Origin of the sequence: Xenorhabdus innexi (assembly GCF_002632485.1) — a bacterium.
Classification (GTDB): Bacteria; Pseudomonadota; Gammaproteobacteria; order Enterobacterales; family Enterobacteriaceae; genus Xenorhabdus; species Xenorhabdus innexi.
The window spans coordinates 50398-69422 of sequence record NZ_NIBU01000017.1; the positions used below are offsets into that span (position 1 = coordinate 50398).

Below are 19025 nucleotides of genomic sequence, written 5' to 3' on the forward strand. Positions count from 1 at the left end.
TAGAACCCGCCTTTAACGAACTGAAAATTGACGGCGGATTTTCCGCATTAATAAGAATAGCCAGGGCCAGAGAATACCATTGACCAGGCCATTCCAGAATACTTCCGAATGGAAAACCGTCTGTAGAACCAGCACATGCGCCAGAAAAACACAGAGGTTTATCAATGTTGAGAGTACCATCACAATGAGTGATTGTTGCCAGAGTGCCATATTGCGAATGAGCTGAAATTTGAACGCAACCAAAAAACTCACGAGGCTAAAAGCCAGTGCATGCGCACCAAGGATACTGCCCTGTAATAAATCAATCAGAATACCCAGAATAAAACCAGTACCGACACTGACACGATGGGGAATCGCCAGCAGCCAATAGATGAGGCATAGCACAGGCAAAGTCGGCCGGAATATATCGACTTGTTCCGGCCACGGCATACTCTGCAAAACCATTGCTATCAAAAAAGATAACCAGACTACCCAGAGGCCACGCCCTTGATACTGACTCATCGGCGGTTCTCCGTAACGAGTGGTTTATTACCTGACGGGGGAGCCGGAGATAGCTGTTTGGTTACTGGCTTATTTCCATTGCCTTCTCCGCCTGAACCCTCTGGCAAAGAATGAGGGTTTTCATCCGCCGGATTTGGTAACACCTGTGGCAACATCTGCATCATTCGCTCATTTGCGGCCCGGTATACTTCGGAAGGCGGCAACGGTTCAGATGGGTTATTATCCGCCCCCCATAACAACAGAAGATAACGCAGGCGACGTAATTCAGCTAAAGGACGGGCGTGAATAACAGTATGAGCGCGCTGGTTGTCTATCCTGACAGAAGAAACTACAGCGACGGGATACCCCTCCGGGAATCGCCCTCCCAGACCCGATGTCACCAGTACATCACCGACACGGATATCCGTGTCACTCGGTAAGGGTTCAAGGTGCAGATCATCGGTACAGCCTGTGCCACCGGCAATCACCCGAATATCATTGCGTAATACCTGAACCGGCAGGGCGTGAATCGGATCGCAAATCAGTAACACCCGGCTACTTAGCTGGCTGACTGAAACGACCTGCCCGACAACACCCCGATCACTGATAACCGGCTGCCCTTCATAAACCCCATCTTTCGCGCCTTTATCAATAACAATTTGATCGCGATAAGGGTCCAGACCACGGGCGATCACCTGCGTCACCATCATGTGTTCATCACGGCGCAAGGGTGAACCCAGTAATTCTCGTAAACGGGCATTTTCATGTTTCAATTGGCCCAGAAGTAACAATTTACTGTCCTTCAACTGCAATTCATTACGCAGGGAATAATTTTCCAATTCGAGATGTTTACGGGCAGTCAAAGAATCAGAAATACCATCTAAAAACTGGCGGGGACCGTTGGCAAGAAAATAAAAAGGACTCACTGCCGTATCCATATGACTACGGATTTTATTAAAAAAATCAAACCTGCTGTCTACCAAAACCAGAATAATGGCAATAACAACAGCAAAAAAGAGTCGTAATTGTAGGGAAGGCCCTCTGCTGAAAATTGGCTTCATAAGTTGCGCATTATTGAGCGGTTTCGCGTCATAAACAATGAAAGAGTCATAAACGATACACTTCCGGATAAACAGCAAGGAGGCACCGATAAAAACGCCCCCCAGCTCGCAGAGTTACTTTCAGTCTTCGCTGAATAAATCACCACCGTGCATGTCGATCATTTCCAGTGCTTTACCGCCACCTCTGGCAACACAGGTAAGTGGATCTTCCGCCACAATAACGGGAATGCCGGTTTCTTCCATCAGCAGGCGATCAAGATTGCGTAACAGTGCTCCACCACCAGTCAGCACCATGCCCCGTTCTGAAATATCAGAAGCCAGTTCTGGCGGACACTGTTCCAGTGCAACCATAACGGCACTGACGATGCCTGTCAGCGGCTCTTGCAGAGCTTCCAGAATTTCATTGGAATTCAGTGTAAAACTGCGCGGTACACCTTCAGCAAGGTTACGGCCACGTACTTCAATTTCCCGGACTTCATCTGTCGGGTAAGCAGAACCGATCTCATGTTTAATACGTTCTGCTGTCGCTTCACCAATCAGTGAACCGTAGTTGCGGCGGACATAGTTAATAATCGCTTCATCAAAGCGATCCCCACCAATACGGACAGAAGAGGAGTAAACAACACCATTGAGGGAGATAACGGCAACTTCAGTTGTACCACCACCGATATCAACAACCATAGAACCCGTTGCTTCAGAAACAGGTAAACCCGCACCGATTGCGGCTGCCATGGGTTCTTCAATTAAAAAGACTTCACGGGCACCAGCACTTTGTGCTGATTCCTTAATGGCCCGGCGTTCAACCTGTGTTGCACCGACCGGCACACAAACCAGTACACGCGGGCTTGGGCGCATAAAGCTGTTGTTATGAACCTGTTTAATAAAATGCTGCAACATTTTTTCCGTGACATAAAAATCAGCAATAACACCATCTTTCATTGGACGGATGGCTGCGATATTGCCCGGAGTACGCCCCAACATCTGTTTTGCTTCCAGCCCTACGGCTGCAACGCTTTTTGGTGAACCGGCCCTGTCTTGTCGGATAGCAACAACAGAGGGTTGATCCAAGACAATTCCCTGACCTTTGACATAAATAAGGGTATTGGCAGTACCCAAGTCAATGGACAAATCATTGGAAAACATGCCACGAAATTTCTTTAACATAACGAAAGGATAATCCTGCAAGCTGGGGACGGATGTTTTCCGTCTACTCTACCAACCACATGAAGCAGCGACAAGGCGCATCATTCACTAACTTTTACTACTTCAATGAAAGTGGCTACGTTATTCACATCAGAAACACGATATTCTACGTTACTTTTTTCTGACAGAGCAGAAAAAAACTGCATAAAAATGGGTTAATTCGACCAATAACCCGGTCACTGAACCTTAAAATGTCCAAATGTCCTAAAAACCAACATTATAGTGTATATAGTGCGTCCCGCGATGTTCCTGATTCACTTTTTCTATGTTGACCTATAATGATTTCAGCAAGTTCAACAAAAATTAATTTTTTCTCAAATATTTTGATTTTCCTTGCTATCACAGCTAAATAATCCCGACCAAAAAACTCATTAAATATCAATGATCTCTTCAGAGACTGAAAGGGAAATCGTTCTTCGTCGATATTATAAGCTTATGATCGGTAGATAAATCTGTTGATTATTGAGCCAACAAGATATAAAAAAAGATATTATTAATTAATGAATTATAAATATCGTAATTATTATCATGGATATTTTATTCTTTCATCATGCTATCCCGAATAAAATAAGGAGTCGCTGTTTTGCGACTACTCATCACAATATTGCAGACTGCCCGTTTCTGCATTTTCAATTTTATCTATATTGAGAGTGTCACAAAAAATCAAATTATAAGAGTCAGATGGTGTCAGACATAAAATCTTCAAAGGGAGAAAATATGAAAGCGTTATTGCTTGAACAGCACGATACATTATCAGCTTCTATTCAGGATATTGAGACCGCTCAACTTCCGCCCGGTGATGTCACCGTCGATATTCACTGGTCAGCCCTCAACTATAAAGACGCACTTGCTATCACCGGCAAAGGGAAAATCATCCGTCAATTTCCGATGATACCGGGGATCGACTTTTCTGGTGTTGTTCACCACTCGGAAGATCCGCGCTTTCACGTTGGTCAACAGGTTTTATTAACCGGCTGGGGCGTAGGTGAAAATCATTGGGGCGGGCTGGCAGAGCAGGCCAGAGTCTCCGGTGAATGGCTGACACCATTGCCAGAAGGGTTAAGTACCAGACAGGCCATGATTATCGGTACAGCCGGTTTTACCGCCATGCTATGTGTTATGGCGCTGGAACAAGGAGGGGTAACACCTGAAAGCGGTGAAATTGCAGTCACAGGTGCCAGTGGTGGAGTAGGCAGTACAGCGATTACTCTTCTCTCTCTTCTGGGTTACTCTGTTGTCGCCATCAGCAGTAAACCTGAAAGTCAGGAATATTTACTTTCTCTGGGGGCAAAAGAAATTCTGCCGGTTTCAGACTTCAATCAACCCACACGTCCGCTGGAAAAACAGCGCTGGGCTGGTGTTATTGATACAGTGGGCGGGACAATTCTGGCTAAATTGCTGGCTCAGGTATCGTACAACGGCGTAGTAGCCGCTTGCGGTATGGCAAGCGATATCAACCTGCCTACCACTGTTATGCCATTTATTCTGCGTAATGTCCGCTTGCAGGGTGTTGAATCCTCAATCGTGCCGATGACCAAAAGACCAGAGATCTGGGAACGCTTACAGAAATTGCTGCCGGGATCGTTTTATCAACAGACTGCAAACGAAATCTCATTAGATCAGGCGCTCGAATACGCTAATAAACTGGTCAACAATCAGGCAACAGGCAGAGCAGTGGTAAAGATTCACTGAAACTATACCGATAACCTGAAACTATGCCGATAAAACTAAGTCTAATAAAATCAAGCCTGAAAGCTGATAAGACCAGTATTTTGCTGCTAAATGCCACGATATGTTTATAATGTCGGGCTTTATCGTCAAATTTACAAATATTGATAATAGAAAAAGATGACAAACTGCTGTCATCGAGTTATCGTGAACGATTGTTGACAGATTGCCGGAGATACCCGCACAATGGCAGACAAGTTTCGCATTTTACTCTTGAATGGCCCCAACCTGAATCTGTTGGGAACACGAGAGCCGGAGACCTACGGCAAGTTAACGCTTGATGACATCGTCAGCAAACTGTCAAAAGAAGCTCGCCAATCGGATATTCAATTATTCCATCTGCAATCCAATGCAGAGTCTGAACTGATTGAGAGAATTCATACTGCGCGGGGGAATACAGATTTTATTCTGATTAATCCTGCGGCATTCACGCACACCAGCGTAGCGCTACGTGATGCACTTCTGGCGGTAGATATCCCCTTTATTGAGATCCACCTCTCTAATGTGCATGCTCGTGAGCCGTTCCGCCATCATTCATATCTTTCTGATATTGCCGTTGGCGTGATCTGCGGTTTGGGTGCTGATGGTTATAGTTTCGCATTACAGGCAGCGGTCAACCGCTTGTCAAAATCCAACTAATTTACATAAATAGAGTACGGAATCACACTCATGGATATTCGTAAGATAAAAAAACTGATCGAGCTGGTTGAAGAATCTGGCATTTCTGAACTGGAAATTTCCGAAGGTGAAGAATCCGTTCGCATCAGCCGTACTATGGCTCCTCAGGGCATGCCGATCACTCAGCAGTACATCTCTGCTCCTGTTCAACAGCCTGCACAAGTTGCGGCACCGGCTGCGCCAGCAGCACCAGCTACAGCAGAAATCAGCGGTCATACCGTTCGTTCCCCAATGGTTGGTACGTTCTACCGCTCTCCAAGCCCGGATGCGAAACCTTTCATCGAAGTCGGTCAGCACGTTAATCAGGGCGATACCCTGTGCATCGTTGAAGCCATGAAAATGATGAACCAGATCGAAGCCGACAAAACGGGTGTCGTGAAGGCAATTCTGGCACAAGACGGTCAACCTGTTGAATTTGACGAGCCACTGGTCATCATCGAATAAGCGCATCACGCGGGAAAAACCCATGCTTGAGAAAATAGTCATAGCTAACCGCGGTGAAATTGCACTGCGTATCCTGAGAGCCTGTAAAGAACTCGGGATCAAAACTGTTGCTGTGCACTCTGCCGCAGACCGTGATCTGAAACACGTCCTGCTGGCAGATGAAACGGTCTGTATCGGCCCGGCTGCATCAGCAAAAAGTTACCTGAATATTCCGGCTATCATTTCTGCGGCTGAAATCACCTGTGCACAGGCAATCCATCCGGGTTATGGATTCCTGTCTGAAAACGCTGATTTTGCTGAACAGGTGGAGCGTTCCGGCTTCATCTTTATCGGCCCGAAAGCAGAAACTATCCGCCTGATGGGTGATAAAGTCTCGGCTATCAGCGCCATGAAAAAAGCCGGTGTCCCTTGTGTTCCCGGATCTGACGGCCCATTGGGCGATGATACTGAAAAGAACAAGGCCATTGCACAGCGCATCGGTTATCCGGTAATCATCAAAGCTTCCGGCGGCGGTGGCGGACGTGGTATGCGTGTTGTTCGCAGTGATAAAGAGCTGGAACAGTCTATTGCCATGACGCGAGCAGAAGCTAAAGCCGCTTTCAATAATGACATGGTTTACATGGAAAAATTCCTTGAGAATCCGCGTCACGTTGAAATTCAGGTACTGGCTGATGGTCAGGGCAATGCTCTCTATCTTGCTGAACGTGACTGCTCCATGCAGCGTCGTCACCAGAAAGTTGTGGAAGAAGCACCAGCACCGGGCATTTCTGCTGAACTGCGTCGCAGTATCGGTGAACGCTGTGCCAACGCCTGTGTCGAAATCGGCTATCGCGGAGCGGGTACGTTTGAGTTCCTGTATGAAAACGGCGAGTTCTATTTCATTGAGATGAACACCCGTATTCAGGTTGAGCATCCTGTTACCGAGATGATTACCGGCGTTGACCTGATCAAAGAGCAGCTACGTATTGCTTCCGGTCTGCCGCTGTCCATCACACAGGAAGATATTGTCATCGAAGGCCACGCTATCGAATGCCGTATTAATGCCGAAGATGCCAAAACATTCCTGCCAAGTCCGGGTAAAATCACCCATTTCCACTCTCCGGGTGGGTTTGGCGTACGTTGGGAATCCCATATTTATGCCGGATATACCGTACCGCCTTATTATGACTCCATGATCGGCAAGCTGATCACTTATGGAGAAACCCGTGAAGTGGCGATTGCACGTATGAAAAATGCTCTGGCAGAGCTGATCATCGACGGCATTAAAACCAATATCGATCTGCAACTGTCCATCATGAATGATGAAAACTTCCAGAAAGGCGGAACTAATATCCACTATCTGGAGAAGAAACTGGGTTTACATGATAAGTAAGGCTCTTTTCTGATCTCACCATTCTGCATAAAATCCCATCTTTTCAGGATGGGATTTTTTATAACCTATTTTTGATGACATATGTAGCAGGCTGTTTTCTCATGACTACGGCACATTTTCTTCTGAATAAATCTGGCTGTTACCGTACAATTCCTTCCTTTATTTTTATATCAACTTTCCCCGGAGAATGAATGGACAGACGATTTGTTCAATCTCATAAAGAAGCTCGCTGGGCCGTATTCCTGACGTTAGCTTATCTTGTGGGTTGGCTACTGAGTGCCTATTTACCCGGTAATGCAAGCGGGTTAACCGGTTTGCCACACTGGTTCGAACTGGCCTGTTTAATATTGCCGGTACTGTTTATTATCCTGTGCTGGATGATGGTGAAATTTATCTTCAAGGAAGTTCCTCTGGAGGATGAAGATGCAAAATGAAGTGATTCTGCCTCTGGTGGGCTATCTGGCGTTGGTTTTTCTGCTCTCATTCTATGCCTATCGCCGCCGCCGGACGGGTGAATTCCTGAATGAATATTTTCTTGGCAGCCGCTCAATGGGTGGTTTTGTACTGGCGATGACCATTACTGCGACATACATCAGTGCCAGCTCATTTATCGGTGGTCCCGGTGCGGCCTACAAATATGGTATTGGCTGGGTGCTTTTATCCCTGATCCAACTGCCTGCAATCTGGCTCTCTCTCGGCGTACTGGGGAAAAAATTTGCCATCCTCGCCCGTCGTTATAATGCCGTGACACTCAACGATATGCTGTATGCGCGTTATCAGAGCCGTATTCTGGTCTGGTTTGCCAGCGTGAGTCTGTTGGTCGCCTTTGTCGGAGCCATGACGGTGCAGTTCATTGGCGGTGCTCGCCTACTGGAAGCCGCTGCCGGTATTCCCTACGGTACAGGTCTGTTGATTTTCGGGCTTTCCATTGCGCTCTACACGGCATTTGGCGGGTTCAGAGCCAGCGTACTGAATGATGCCCTACAGGGGCTGGTTATGTTGCTGGGAACAGTTTTACTGCTTGCTGGCACCATCTATAAAGCAGGCGGGCTGTCAGAAGCTGTTTCGACACTGCGCGCTATCGACCCTGACCTTGTATCTCCTCACGGCGCTGATAATATCCTTACCGGTCCTTTTATGGCTTCCTTCTGGGTGCTGGTCTGCTTTGGTGTCATCGGCCTGCCCCATACCGCAGTGCGTTGTATTTCTTACCGTGACAGTAAAGCAGTCCACCGTGGTATTATCATCGGCACAATCGTCATGGCTATCCTGATGTTTGGTATGCACCTTGCGGGCGCATTAGGCCGTGCGATCATCCCTGATCTGACCATTCCCGATCAAGTGATCCCAACCCTGATGATCACCGTTCTGCCTCCTGTCGCTGCCGGGATCTTTCTGGCGGCACCAATGGCAGCTATTATGTCGACAATTAACGCCCAGTTGCTGCAATCTTCGGCAACTATCGTTAAAGATCTCTATCTGAATCTATTCCCGGAGCAGATCAAACAGGAGAAGAAGCTGGCTCGCATTTCCAGTTTTTCGACCCTGTTTCTGGGAATACTGCTGCTGCTGGCAGCATGGCAACCGCCTGAAATGCTGATTTGGCTGAATCTGCTGGCCTTTGGCGGATTGCAGGCTGTGTTCCTTTGGCCACTGGTATTAGGACTGTACTGGGAGAAAGCCAATGCACATGGCGCGCTGACTTCCATGCTGACAGGTGCAATAAGCTATACCTTACTGGCTAGCTTTAACATTCATTTCCTTGGATTCCACCCGATTGTTCCATCACTGCTGCTGAGCTTACTGGCATTCGGCATAGGAAATATGTTTGGCAGCAAACAGATACAACAAACCGCCACATCACAGTAACGGCGGTATTATTTTTTCATACATATTGCGTTTAAAAGAGAATTCTTATGCCTTGGATACAACTGAGATTAAACACCACGGGACAACAAGCTGAAGCTCTGGGTGATGAACTCGTAGAAAGTGGTGCGGTGTCCGTCACCTTTCAGGACAGCCACGATACCCCGATTTTTGAGCCCCTGCCGGGAGAAACCCGTTTATGGGGAGATACCGATGTCATTGGGCTGTATGATGCTGAAACAGACATGAAAGCCGTTGTCAGCCAGTTAGAGCAGGTTCCCCAGCTTGGTAAAGGTTTTCTGCATAAAATTGAACAACTGGAAGATAAAGACTGGGAGCGCGAGTGGATGGACAACTTCCACCCGATGCGCTTTGGTAACCGCCTGTGGATCTGCCCAAGCTGGCGTGAAGTTCCAGAGCCAGATGCCGTTAACGTCATGCTGGACCCGGGATTAGCTTTCGGAACCGGAACCCACCCGACCACTTCTCTTTGCCTGCAATGGCTGGATAGCCTTGACCTGCAAGGTAAAACGGTTATCGACTTCGGTTGTGGATCAGGCATTCTGGCTATCGCAGCCCTGAAACTGGGTGCCAAACATGCTATCGGCATTGATATTGACCCTCAGGCCATTCAGGCCAGCCGGGATAATGCAGAACGCAATGGTGTTTCTGAGTTACTGACACTCTACCTGTCTAAAGATCAACCTGACAATTTAGAATGTGATGTCGCTATTGCCAACATTCTGGCTGGCCCACTACGTGAACTGGCTCCGATTATCGGCTCACTGCCAAAATCGGGTGGATTATTAGGCTTGTCCGGTGTATTAGCAAGTCAGGCTGAAGGTGTTGCCGAAGCCTATAGCAATGAATTCATTATCGATCCAATTGCAGAACAGGAAGAATGGTGTCGCATCACGGGGGTTAAAAAATAATCAACAAACTACTATTGAAAAGCAGGATTATCCACTAAAATGATCCTCTGGGGGACAAATTGGTGGTAATACATCCTATTTGTCATGAGAAATATAGGTAACAACAAATTTCGTTGAAAACACGCAACTAACTGTTATTTAACGATAAAAGTAAAAGTTTAAAAAAATCAACTGGAAAAAATCCATTAAAATACCGTTTCGCTCAAAGTTTGGCCTTTCATATCTTGTGAAAAATGCGTAATATACGCGCCCTTAGTCACAGTTGGCCACTCTTTCTTCGCCTATGCGTATCGGACAATACCAGTTGAAAAACTGTCTTATTGCAGCCCCTATGGCTGGCATAACGGATCGCCCGTTTCGATCTCTATGCTACACCATGGGTGCAGGTATGACAGTCTCAGAGATGCTTTCTTCCAACCCTCAGGTCTGGAAGACGGATAAATCCCGGCTACGTATGGTTCATCGCGACGAACCCGGAGTGCGTTCTGTACAGATTGCCGGTAGTGATCCCGATGAGATGGCAGCAGCGGCGAAAATCAACGTCGACAATGGTGCTCAGATCATCGATATCAATATGGGGTGCCCAGCCAAAAAGGTTAATCGTAAATTGGCAGGCTCAGCATTACTGCGTTATCCAGAACTGGTTCAAAAAATCCTTTCTGCGGTAGTCAATGCGGTTGATGTACCTGTTACATTGAAGATCCGTACAGGATGGTCACCGGAAGAACGTAACTGTGTAGAAATTGCCCAATTGGCTGAACGTTGTGGTATTCAGGCACTTACCATTCATGGCCGGACTCGTTCTTGTCTGTTTAATGGTGAAGCTGAGTATGACAACATTCGGACAGTTAAGCAGACTGTTGCCATTCCAATTATTGCTAATGGCGACATTACTGACCCGCTAAAAGCCAGAGCAGTGCTTGAATACACCGGGGCTGATGCCCTGATGATAGGCCGCGCTGCTCAGGGAAGACCCTGGATCTTTCGGGAAATCCAGCATTATCTGGAAACAGGAAAATTGCTGCCACCGATGCCCCTTGGCGAAGTGCAGCATTTGATGAACGAGCATGTACGAGAACTGCACGACTTTTACGGTCAAGGCAAAGGAGTTCGTATTGCACGTAAGCATGTATCTTGGTATCTCAGGGAACATGCTCCTGATGACCAGTTTCGGCGCTCATTCAACGCCATTGAGGATGCCAGCGAACAGCTGGAGGTGTTGGAAGCATACTTCGAAAATTTTTGCGTAAATAAAGAAAAGAGCTGACAGAACTATGTTCGAACAACGCGTAAATTCTGACGTACTAACCGTTGCTACTGTAAATTCACAAGATCAGGTAACTCAAAAACCTCTGCGTGACTCAGTTAAACAAGCCCTGAAAAACTATTTTGCTCAACTGAATGGTCAAGACGTCAATGACCTGTATGAGCTGGTACTGGCTGAAGTAGAGCAACCCCTGTTGGACATGGTGATGCAATACACCCGTGGTAACCAAACCCGCGCAGCGCTGATGATGGGAATCAACCGCGGTACTCTGCGTAAGAAACTGAAAAAATACGGCATGAACTGATCCTAGTCCAGTAACATGTTGTTGAAGAAGCACTTTCTCGTTTGGGGAAGTGCTTTTTTTGTTTAGGATTACCCCACCGATTACCCCACATAAAAATCCTCAACATAAAGACACGTTGCAAAGCATAAGTACCAGAAAGAAAAATAAAGATGTTTAAAATCGAGGTGTATTCATAGCAATAGGGGGTTGTGAAGCATTTCGTAATAACATCATCGATAGTGCCACCCCACCAACGCCAATCACATACTGTAAACAATGAATGAGGTGACTAATTCCCTGATGTTTTCCGATATTAGAATAATTATTCTGATGATTTATCGCGAACTTTCCTTTCTAATAATTCTCCGGAATGAGAATCAAAATAACGGCTAGGCCAGATTTCAGAGGGATGTATCTCGAGGTAGTTAGCAATTATCCATTCGCCTTTCGGCCACGGTCTGCTGAGAGTATTTGCCAGTGTAGATGAACTGAGTCCTGCTTCACGGGAGACAGCCGCTAAGGTTGTACCGCGCTTACGTAATGCAGCAATAATATCGGCTTGATGCCAGTCATTTCTAACGTTATTCATTCCTGCTACCCCTTCCATTAATTAAGCATTGATGGTGGCGATTCAGACAGGGTTTGCAATACCGGGAGCTATCGTCCGGCGAGGCCGAAGCCTCCCCCGCCTGAACCGCCATAGAAAAGGCGAACGCAGGCACACTGGTAGAAACATCCTACCAGTGGATAGCTCTACAGGGTTGCAAATCCCTGACCACCGGATTGTGCCGATGGCGGGGCTACTTTAACTGATTGGTTTAACTGGTTCAATAAGCGAATCAGTAAAAGTGCTTATCTTTATTGCGTTATATGCTATTAAACAGCCCATATAAGCTAATACTCTTGCTACTCTGGATTCAAGCAAGTATGACAGTCAACCCAGTGCCAGAAACGGACATTGTTAATTTGTAGTGCCCCCATCGGGGCTGGGCTGAACAACCGGTACGGTATAGTGTAATGTTTGTCACTTTGTTGATTGTCTTTAATGGGTTATAGTGATTGGATTCACAGGTATGTCTTTGCTAGGCATTTCAAGGGGCAAACGGCTATGAGCGATATCAAAAGAAAAACAACGAACACTGGGCAAAGTGTCCTGAGCCAGTTAGAGAGCTTGACTCCAAACAAAGCGTTTTGCGAGTATGTTTGGAACGCCTTTGATGCAGGGGCTAAGAATGTCTATATTAAATCTATTCCAAATGGATTGAGTGGATTATCTGAACTGTCAATTTATGATGATGGCATAGGAATCAGATATTCAGATCTCGATAAAACTTTTGATAGATTTCTGGATTCTCAGAAAAAAATACTCAGAACACCTGTTACTCGCGGTAGAAAGGGTAAAGGGCGTTTTTCATTTGTGAAATTTGCAGATAGAGCTCTTTGGAATACTTACAGTATTGATGGTGAAGAGTTCTCAATAGAGTTGGTTTCTAGCCACGTCAATGAGTATGTCGTTTCTCAGCCGAAGAAATCGAATAAAGACTCTTGCGGAACACTTGTAACGTTCGAACCAGTTTCTATAGGAGTAGATACATTCGAACAAGATATTGTTCCTTATATTCAAAATGATATTTCTTGGCTAATGCTAGCACATAAAGACATATGTGTTTATATTAATGACATTAGAATAAAGCCAATTGAATACATTAGCCAAGCATATTCTAAGGCTAGAAATGATAATTTGTTTGACATTAAAACAGTTCAATGGTCCGAGAAACCTGTAGTTGAAAAATCATATATATATTTTTTGAATGCAAATGGTAGAGTAGTACATAAAGAATTGTCAGAGTTGAATGGTAAACAATTTTATTGTTCTGCCTATGTTCAGTCTGAGTGGTTTGACTCATTTGATATCAATAATGATTTGATAAGCCAATCATCTCATAGCATCGATTCCGATGAATTTAAGTTCATACTTTCCTATGTAAGAACCTGTCTTCGCGAAGAATACCATCAATTCAAAACTAATGTGGCTGATCAGTTAATTAATCAGTATTTGGCTGAAGGGATATTTCCAACATATACAAGCGATAATGAGTTGTATAATGAATTCAGAAGATCCCAGCTTATTGAAACTGTTAAAGTTATTTATAAAGCAGAGCCCGGTCTTTTTTCAAAAAACTTAAATAAAAAACAGAAGAAAATACTGATTAAATTGTTGGATAGAATTGTTGAGACCAATAATTTATCTAACCTTTTCGATATATTTGAAGGGATAATAGAACTGTCTGATTCTGAGATCGATAAACTTTCCAGTGTCATAAGGAGAAGTTCATTATCAAACATAACGAAAACAATTTCATTTATTAGTGACCGTTTAGATGTTCTTGATTATTTCAAGAAATTGCTCAACGATCCGAATAAAGACACCTATGAAGTTAAGCATATTCAAAAAGTAATTGAAGAAAATCTTTGGCTTTTTGGCGAGCAGTATACATTACTAGCTTCTGAAGAAGATAAATTTGACCATGCGTTAAGAGTGTTCTTGAAAGATGTTAAAGGCTTTGATGATGAGCACTATAACAAATATTCAGTTGATCATCCAGATAAAAATAAAGAAATGGATATTTTTGCGGCACTAAAAGGAAAACGCTGCGATGATAAAGACAATACATATTTTCACTGTGTAGTGATTGAACTTAAACGACCAAGCGTCAAACTGACAGATAAAGAGTTTGAGCAAATAAAACGATATAAAAACACTATAAGTTCACATTCTGAATTCATAGGTGATAATACCAGATGGGATTTTATACTAGTCGGTAACGAGATATCGGATAGTAAGAATACATCTGCAAACATTATGGATGAAATCGAAAGTAATAAACAGCATGGCGAATTTGGATTAATTCAAAAAAGCGGAAATAAAAGAATATATATAAAAACATGGAAGCAAATTATAAATGAATTTGAACTTCGTTACCATGACCTTACTGACAGACTTAAACTAAAAGAATTAAACATACAAGAAAAAACACCGGATCTCCTCACTTCTAAAATTATGGAGTTGAATGGGGTTAGTTAGGATGTAATCTATGACAATGTCGAGCACGCCAACGGAAGTGACGTCCACTTTTCGCTGTGAGTTCAACTGTCAGATTTAGTCGCACTTTTCTACAAAACACTGTCAGATAAAGTAGTGACTAATCCCAATGTGATATCTAACCTTCTGAACATCTGATTTCATTAATGCCTATACTGCATAGGCATTAAAATAATCAATTAGTTATCTAAATTCCATCAAAACTAGCCAATCTCTGCTGCTGCTCATCACTGAGGCTAAACGCAAATTCTTCATGCTCTACCTGCCATGTGCCAAAGCTCATAAGGAACGCGATTGCGGGGTCAATTTTGTTGGCTGATTTTTTCTTATTCGGTTTGATATTGGCGTTCGCGTCAGTTTCCATCACCACATTGGACATTGCCCACTCGAGCACCGGATCACTGTTGTGACGAATGATTTTACGGTTCACGAATACCTCAGCCGATTTCGCCACAGGGCTAAAGCGCATATAGGTTTGCGGGAATGGCTCAACATCCAACCCTGCGCCCTGTAATTGAGTTCTTAAGTGCGTGGCGTTCCACGTATCAAAGCCGACCAGCTTGATATCAAATTGCTGGCTGTCGTTGAGAATGTCATCACGGATACGGTCGTAATCAATGCAGTCGCCTGTGGTGGTACGTATCCAGCCTGCTTGTACCCATTGACGATATACCGCTCGATTCTTATTAGCGGGATTTTGTAACTGAGCTTCGGGCAGGTAATGACGGGTCAGTAATAACAGTTCGTTATCCACGGGGAATGTGTAACAGAGGCTGGTGATATCTCCTGTTGAAGACAAATCCAGTCCGGCATAGCATTCCAGCCCTTTAAGGTCGTTTTCATCATAATCTTGCTGGCAAGCTTTCCATGCGCCTTCGCCCATCCACGGTGTTTCACCCTGACACCAGATATTAAAGCGTTTGGTTAACATCTCCGTCCATTGTGAGGGAATGCCTCGTGCTTTCTGGATGGTGTCATGCAGGGCTGCACTGTCTACCGATACATCAAGATTAGGATTGGCCTTAATCCAAAGGGTTTCATCATCAATCTCGTGCTCGTCGTCCAGTTCGTAAATCAGGGCAAACAGCGATTCGTTTTGTTCTTCGCCGTCCAGTATCTGGCAGCAATAATCATAGTGCTGCTTACAGGCCGAAATAACATTACTGCCCGCTGTGGTAATGGCAAACAGAATCCCTTCGGGACGGGCACCCATTCCCAGCTCTAGTGCAGAATAAACCGCATTATCAGGGTGTAAGTGATATTCATCGACAATAGCCAGACTGGGATTTGTGCCTTCAATGGTAGCGGCTTTGGCAGCCAGTGGCTTTAACAGGCTGTTAGTTTTCGGATAAGTAACTTTGTGTTGCTGGATAGCTACCCGTTTTTTCAAGGGCTTTGATAACAGGCTCATCTGGCGGGCATCATCAAACACAATACGCGCCTGATCCCGACTCACAGCGGCGGTGTAAATATCCTGCTGGCCTTGTTCCATCACCAAGAACCAGTTAGCTAGTATCGCGGCAACGGTGGATTTGGCATTTTTGCGTGGTACTTGGATATAAGCACTGCGATATTTTCGGCGTCCGGTCGCTTTTACCTTAAAGCCGAATAGGTTGGCGAAGGCGAACTGTTGCCACGGTTCAAGCATGATGGGTTTACCACGCAAATGACCTTTAACATGGGGACAGACACGGGAAAAAGAAATAAACCGCGCCACTACCTCTGAATCAAACAAATAAAGCGGGTTATTTAGGTCGTTAAAGTAGCGTTTAACAGCCTGTTTTACCCGTTTACAGGCCGGAATTTTGCCGTTTTCGATATCAAAAGCATACTGCTCCCATGCGTTCATAGGCGATCCAGCTCGTCTTCTTCCTCGGTTTCCACCGGATTTTTACGCCGTGATACGGGGTCAAAACCCAGCAATGACGACATTTTTATCATGATTTTTTCAGCATCGGCTTTGGCACTCAGTGACGGGTTTCGGCTTTCACTGCCCTGACTGTTTATAATGCTAAAGCCCCGTATATCAAGGTCTGCCACGGCTTTTCGGTAAATGGCATAGTTCACGCAATACAGTTCTAAATTGTTCCAGTCAGCGGCGTTCAGGTCTTCCCGCTCACTTAAAATTTTACCTTTGGCCTTCCATTGGCTGGCAGCGATATCATTAAGGTAAGTTGGCGGTTTTGGCGCTCTTGCCATGATTTTTTCCTTGTCGTTTTATTTTCAAAAAAATTGCCGTGCGTAAAAATTGAAGGAGGGGGCGGTTCCGCTGAGACGCGTATTTGTCATTTTTGATACCCCCACCCCGTTATTTCGTTTCGTTATTATTCTTTTGATAACCAGTCTCGATACCTTGCCGCTTCGGTTTCCTGTTGCCGATAGCTCCCTTGTTTACGTTTTGCTTTGGTGATGGGGTCGGTCTGTACGGTTTTCCGGTTATGGCAGGTCTGACATAATGCTTGATGGTTCGATGCAGGCCAGAACAGCACATCAGCGTCACCCTGTATCGGGATAATGTGATCTACAATGATGGCAGGCATGTAAATGCCCTGCGGTAAGCAATGAACGCATAACGGGTGAGCTTTCAGATAATGCAGCCGATAGCGTCCCCATCGATTACTATAGCCTCGCTGGGTGCGGGTGCCTCGTTGTCTATCCTGCTGGCGTCTGGCTTCCTGTCGGTGTTGCTCGCATCGGCCTGATTTCACTCGTTCGCGGCAGTTCGGGTAACTACAGCGTTTTAAGGGTTGCCACGGCATTTAGTAAACTCCCACATCACGATAAACAGACCACAGGGATTTGATGGTAAAAGGCACTTCTTTAAGGGCAATGTCCGTTGCCATTTCCCGATTTTCATACAGCAACCCGATATAAAGCAGACAGCCGACCTTGATTGCTGGCGTGAAAACTAAGCCATTATCAAACCGCTTGCCGATATGTTGCTGGCAGACTTCAAGTGCGGCTTCGGCATACGCAGTAAGCAACGCATCATCAAGGGTATCGCTTTCATCCAACCGGCAATGTTGCCTGATTTCACTCAGGGGAATTTCAATCTGGCTCATCGGAAAACGCCTCCCTTACAAAGCAATTCCAGACGGGTGTGTTTGGGATCGGGGATAACCGCCACAATGCCGAATGTCGTTCCTCTGGTGTTCCCGCCATGATAGGTAATGCTGTTCGCTGTCGTGATGTCATCACGGTAACGCAGCCAAATACGCATCGTGGCTTCGGAGAAAATAGCACCGGAGGCCAGTTTCTCGCGTCCGCTAATGGCTTTCACCTCTGCCCAGACGGTAGCAACATCAATCCGCTTGTAGAACTCAGAACCCAGTTCATCACGGATGATTTCATTCTTTTGGATAGTGATCCGGTGTCTCAATCTGCCTGCTCTCATGCCTTGTTCTCCGTTTGTTCTTTCACTTCGACGGTTTGCTTCCATGCCTGACTGAATTCATCACCACCGTCACGGGGCGATAATCCCTCGCGTTCGCGGGCTTCATTCGGTGACATGACGCCGGATTTAATCGCCGTCTCATAACTTTGAAAACGTTCTTTCGGATTGGCACGCAGCAAATCGGCAGTATCAAATTCGACTTGATAACGCATACCCCGCTTTGGAGAACTCATCAGCAAGGCCGCTTTGATTTGTTGTTCAAAATTAGCAAGCCACGGGCGCATGGTAATCGTCAGAAAAGCGCGTGAGGCTTCACTAAAATTGCTGTAGGTACTGTTCGAATACTCTTGCAGAAAGATCGGGCTGACATTGAACATACGGGCGATATCGTCAATGGTGAAGCGACGGGAGGCCAACCATTCGGCATCTTGGTTACTCATCCCCAATTGCTGGTATTCCATCCCGCCTTCAAGAATAGGCGTTTTCCCTGCATTGCGCGCACCCTTATAACGTTCGAGGGCTTCCAGTGCCTTACTTCCCTTGATTCCGTCCAGCCAGTCAGCAGCTTTAATCACCCCTGCCGCCATCATGCCATCTTTCATAATGCTTGCGCCGTGGCGTTGTTGTGCCAGCCCCAAGCCCAGAGTTTCACGGCAAACGGTAACAGGCGATCGCCCAAGAAAACCGTCTTCGGTGGCATAACGCAAATGCAGGATTTCTTCCTGTAGATAGGTTTCGACCTTGCCGCTATAAGGTTCGGTGATGGTATACGCGAACCGATGATCGGTTAATCGTTGGGGTACAACCGCTGACGGCGGGTAAGGGTGTAATGACTGTGGCTGACCATCCCGCCCCCAGACAATCACCGCATACGCATTGCCATTCAGCAGGCAATGACGCATCAGGGTTCTTTTGAACTGGTACGGCGTCTGGCAGTCATTCGGGCATTCATTCAGCAAATAATCGACCGGATGATCACTCAACCATTCACGGGATTCTTTGCCGTTCTGGTGCTGCACCCGATAGAGATAGCAAGGCATCGAGGCCACCGCTTCACTAATGACGGTAACGGCGTTCATCACAGCGGGTAAGCCTTCTGCCGTGGAGGGGGAAACATGCTCGCCCGATTTGGTATTAGCCATGCCTGCCAGAGAAAGAAATTCATCCATCGTCATGCTGCGAGTTTCAGGCGTTTTTCGCGTAAAAGGCCACAT

The 19025-nt window shown here is 45.8% G+C and carries 21 protein-coding genes; 11 read left to right on the top strand and 10 right to left on the bottom strand.

All coding sequences use genetic code 11. The features are described 5' to 3' along the window. Positions 1-12: 12 nt before the first annotated feature. The 3 genes from mreD to mreB form a co-directional block, all read right to left on the bottom strand. Positions 13-501 (bottom strand): rod shape-determining protein MreD, encoded by a 489-nt coding sequence (gene mreD / locus Xinn_RS09150; protein ID WP_086954516.1) that lies wholly within the window; start codon positions 499-501, stop codon positions 13-15. Further along, positions 498-1541: a rod shape-determining protein MreC gene (gene mreC / locus Xinn_RS09155; protein ID WP_086956515.1), complete on the bottom strand. Its 1044-nt coding sequence runs from the start codon at positions 1539-1541 to the stop codon at positions 498-500. The genes mreD and mreC overlap by 4 nt, the downstream gene beginning before the upstream one ends. A gap of 120 nt (positions 1542-1661) precedes the next feature. Next, on the bottom strand, positions 1662-2705 hold the full coding sequence (gene mreB / locus Xinn_RS09160) for a rod shape-determining protein MreB (protein ID WP_086954517.1): 1044 nt from the start codon (positions 2703-2705) through the stop codon (positions 1662-1664). A gap of 756 nt (positions 2706-3461) precedes the next feature. On the opposite strand from mreB, the gene acuI reads away from it, so the two are divergent. The 9 genes from acuI (at position 3462) to fis (ending at position 11335) form a co-directional block, all read left to right on the top strand. Then, on the top strand, positions 3462-4436 hold the full coding sequence (gene acuI, locus Xinn_RS09165) for an acrylyl-CoA reductase (NADPH) (protein WP_086954518.1): 975 nt from the start codon (positions 3462-3464) through the stop codon (positions 4434-4436). A 222-nt stretch (positions 4437-4658) separates the two neighbouring features. After that, on the top strand, positions 4659-5111 hold the full coding sequence (aroQ, locus tag Xinn_RS09170; protein WP_086954519.1) for a type II 3-dehydroquinate dehydratase: 453 nt from the start codon (positions 4659-4661) through the stop codon (positions 5109-5111). Positions 5112-5141: 30 nt separating this feature from the next. After that, positions 5142-5594, top strand: coding sequence for an acetyl-CoA carboxylase biotin carboxyl carrier protein (accB, locus tag Xinn_RS09175; protein WP_086954520.1), 453 nt, complete (start codon positions 5142-5144; stop codon positions 5592-5594). A gap of 22 nt (positions 5595-5616) precedes the next feature. After that, positions 5617-6966: an acetyl-CoA carboxylase biotin carboxylase subunit gene (accC, locus tag Xinn_RS09180; RefSeq protein WP_086954521.1), complete on the top strand. Its 1350-nt coding sequence runs from the start codon at positions 5617-5619 to the stop codon at positions 6964-6966. A 191-nt stretch (positions 6967-7157) separates the two neighbouring features. After that, entirely contained in the window at positions 7158-7400 is a 243-nt protein-coding gene (locus Xinn_RS09185; protein ID WP_086954522.1) for a YhdT family protein, read from the top strand. Then, positions 7390-8835 carry a sodium/pantothenate symporter gene (gene panF / locus Xinn_RS09190; RefSeq protein WP_086954523.1) on the top strand — a complete coding sequence of 482 codons (1446 nt, stop codon included), beginning with the start codon at positions 7390-7392 and terminating at the stop codon, positions 8833-8835. Before Xinn_RS09185 ends, panF begins: the two co-directional genes overlap by 11 nt. A gap of 47 nt (positions 8836-8882) precedes the next feature. After that, positions 8883-9764, top strand: coding sequence for a 50S ribosomal protein L11 methyltransferase (gene prmA / locus Xinn_RS09195; protein WP_086954524.1), 882 nt, complete (start codon positions 8883-8885; stop codon positions 9762-9764). 283 nt (positions 9765-10047) lie between these two features. Continuing rightward, the gene (dusB, locus tag Xinn_RS09200; RefSeq protein ID WP_086954525.1) at positions 10048-11031 is read left to right on the top strand and encodes a tRNA dihydrouridine synthase DusB; all 984 of its coding nucleotides are present in this window, start codon (positions 10048-10050) and stop codon (positions 11029-11031) included. A 7-nt stretch (positions 11032-11038) separates the two neighbouring features. Continuing rightward, complete coding sequence (fis, locus tag Xinn_RS09205) at positions 11039-11335, top strand: DNA-binding transcriptional regulator Fis (RefSeq protein WP_010847912.1); 297 nt, start codon at positions 11039-11041, stop codon at positions 11333-11335. A 301-nt stretch (positions 11336-11636) separates the two neighbouring features. Here the strand turns inward: fis and Xinn_RS09210 are convergent, their stop codons facing one another. Continuing rightward, positions 11637-11903, bottom strand: coding sequence for a helix-turn-helix domain-containing protein (locus Xinn_RS09210; protein WP_086954150.1), 267 nt, complete (start codon positions 11901-11903; stop codon positions 11637-11639). A 34-nt stretch (positions 11904-11937) separates the two neighbouring features. On the opposite strand from Xinn_RS09210, the gene Xinn_RS21775 reads away from it, so the two are divergent. Continuing rightward, complete coding sequence (locus Xinn_RS21775) at positions 11938-12123, top strand: hypothetical protein (protein WP_211286008.1); 186 nt, start codon at positions 11938-11940, stop codon at positions 12121-12123. A 299-nt stretch (positions 12124-12422) separates the two neighbouring features. Then, the gene (locus Xinn_RS09215; protein ID WP_169923557.1) at positions 12423-14399 is read left to right on the top strand and encodes an ATP-binding protein; all 1977 of its coding nucleotides are present in this window, start codon (positions 12423-12425) and stop codon (positions 14397-14399) included. A gap of 205 nt (positions 14400-14604) precedes the next feature. On the opposite strand, the gene Xinn_RS09220 is transcribed toward Xinn_RS09215, so the two are convergent. The 6 genes from Xinn_RS09220 to Xinn_RS09245 all read right to left on the bottom strand — a co-directional run bounded on the left by Xinn_RS09220 (position 14605) and on the right by Xinn_RS09245 (position 19025). Beyond that, on the bottom strand, positions 14605-16266 hold the full coding sequence (locus Xinn_RS09220; RefSeq protein WP_086954527.1) for a terminase large subunit: 1662 nt from the start codon (positions 16264-16266) through the stop codon (positions 14605-14607). Next, complete coding sequence (locus Xinn_RS09225; protein ID WP_013185044.1) at positions 16263-16616, bottom strand: phage terminase small subunit P27 family; 354 nt, start codon at positions 16614-16616, stop codon at positions 16263-16265. Before Xinn_RS09225 ends, Xinn_RS09220 begins: the two co-directional genes overlap by 4 nt. A gap of 125 nt (positions 16617-16741) precedes the next feature. Then, on the bottom strand, positions 16742-17176 hold the full coding sequence (locus Xinn_RS09230; RefSeq protein ID WP_086954528.1) for an HNH endonuclease signature motif containing protein: 435 nt from the start codon (positions 17174-17176) through the stop codon (positions 16742-16744). Beyond that, positions 17177-17479, bottom strand: coding sequence for a head-tail connector protein (locus Xinn_RS09235; protein WP_086954529.1), 303 nt, complete (start codon positions 17477-17479; stop codon positions 17177-17179). Beyond that, entirely contained in the window at positions 17476-17811 is a 336-nt protein-coding gene (locus Xinn_RS09240) for a phage head closure protein (RefSeq protein WP_086954530.1), read from the bottom strand. The genes Xinn_RS09235 and Xinn_RS09240 overlap by 4 nt, the downstream gene beginning before the upstream one ends. After that, positions 17808-19025, bottom strand: a complete 1218-nt coding sequence (locus Xinn_RS09245; protein WP_086954531.1) for a phage portal protein — start codon at positions 19023-19025, stop codon at positions 17808-17810. Before Xinn_RS09245 ends, Xinn_RS09240 begins: the two co-directional genes overlap by 4 nt.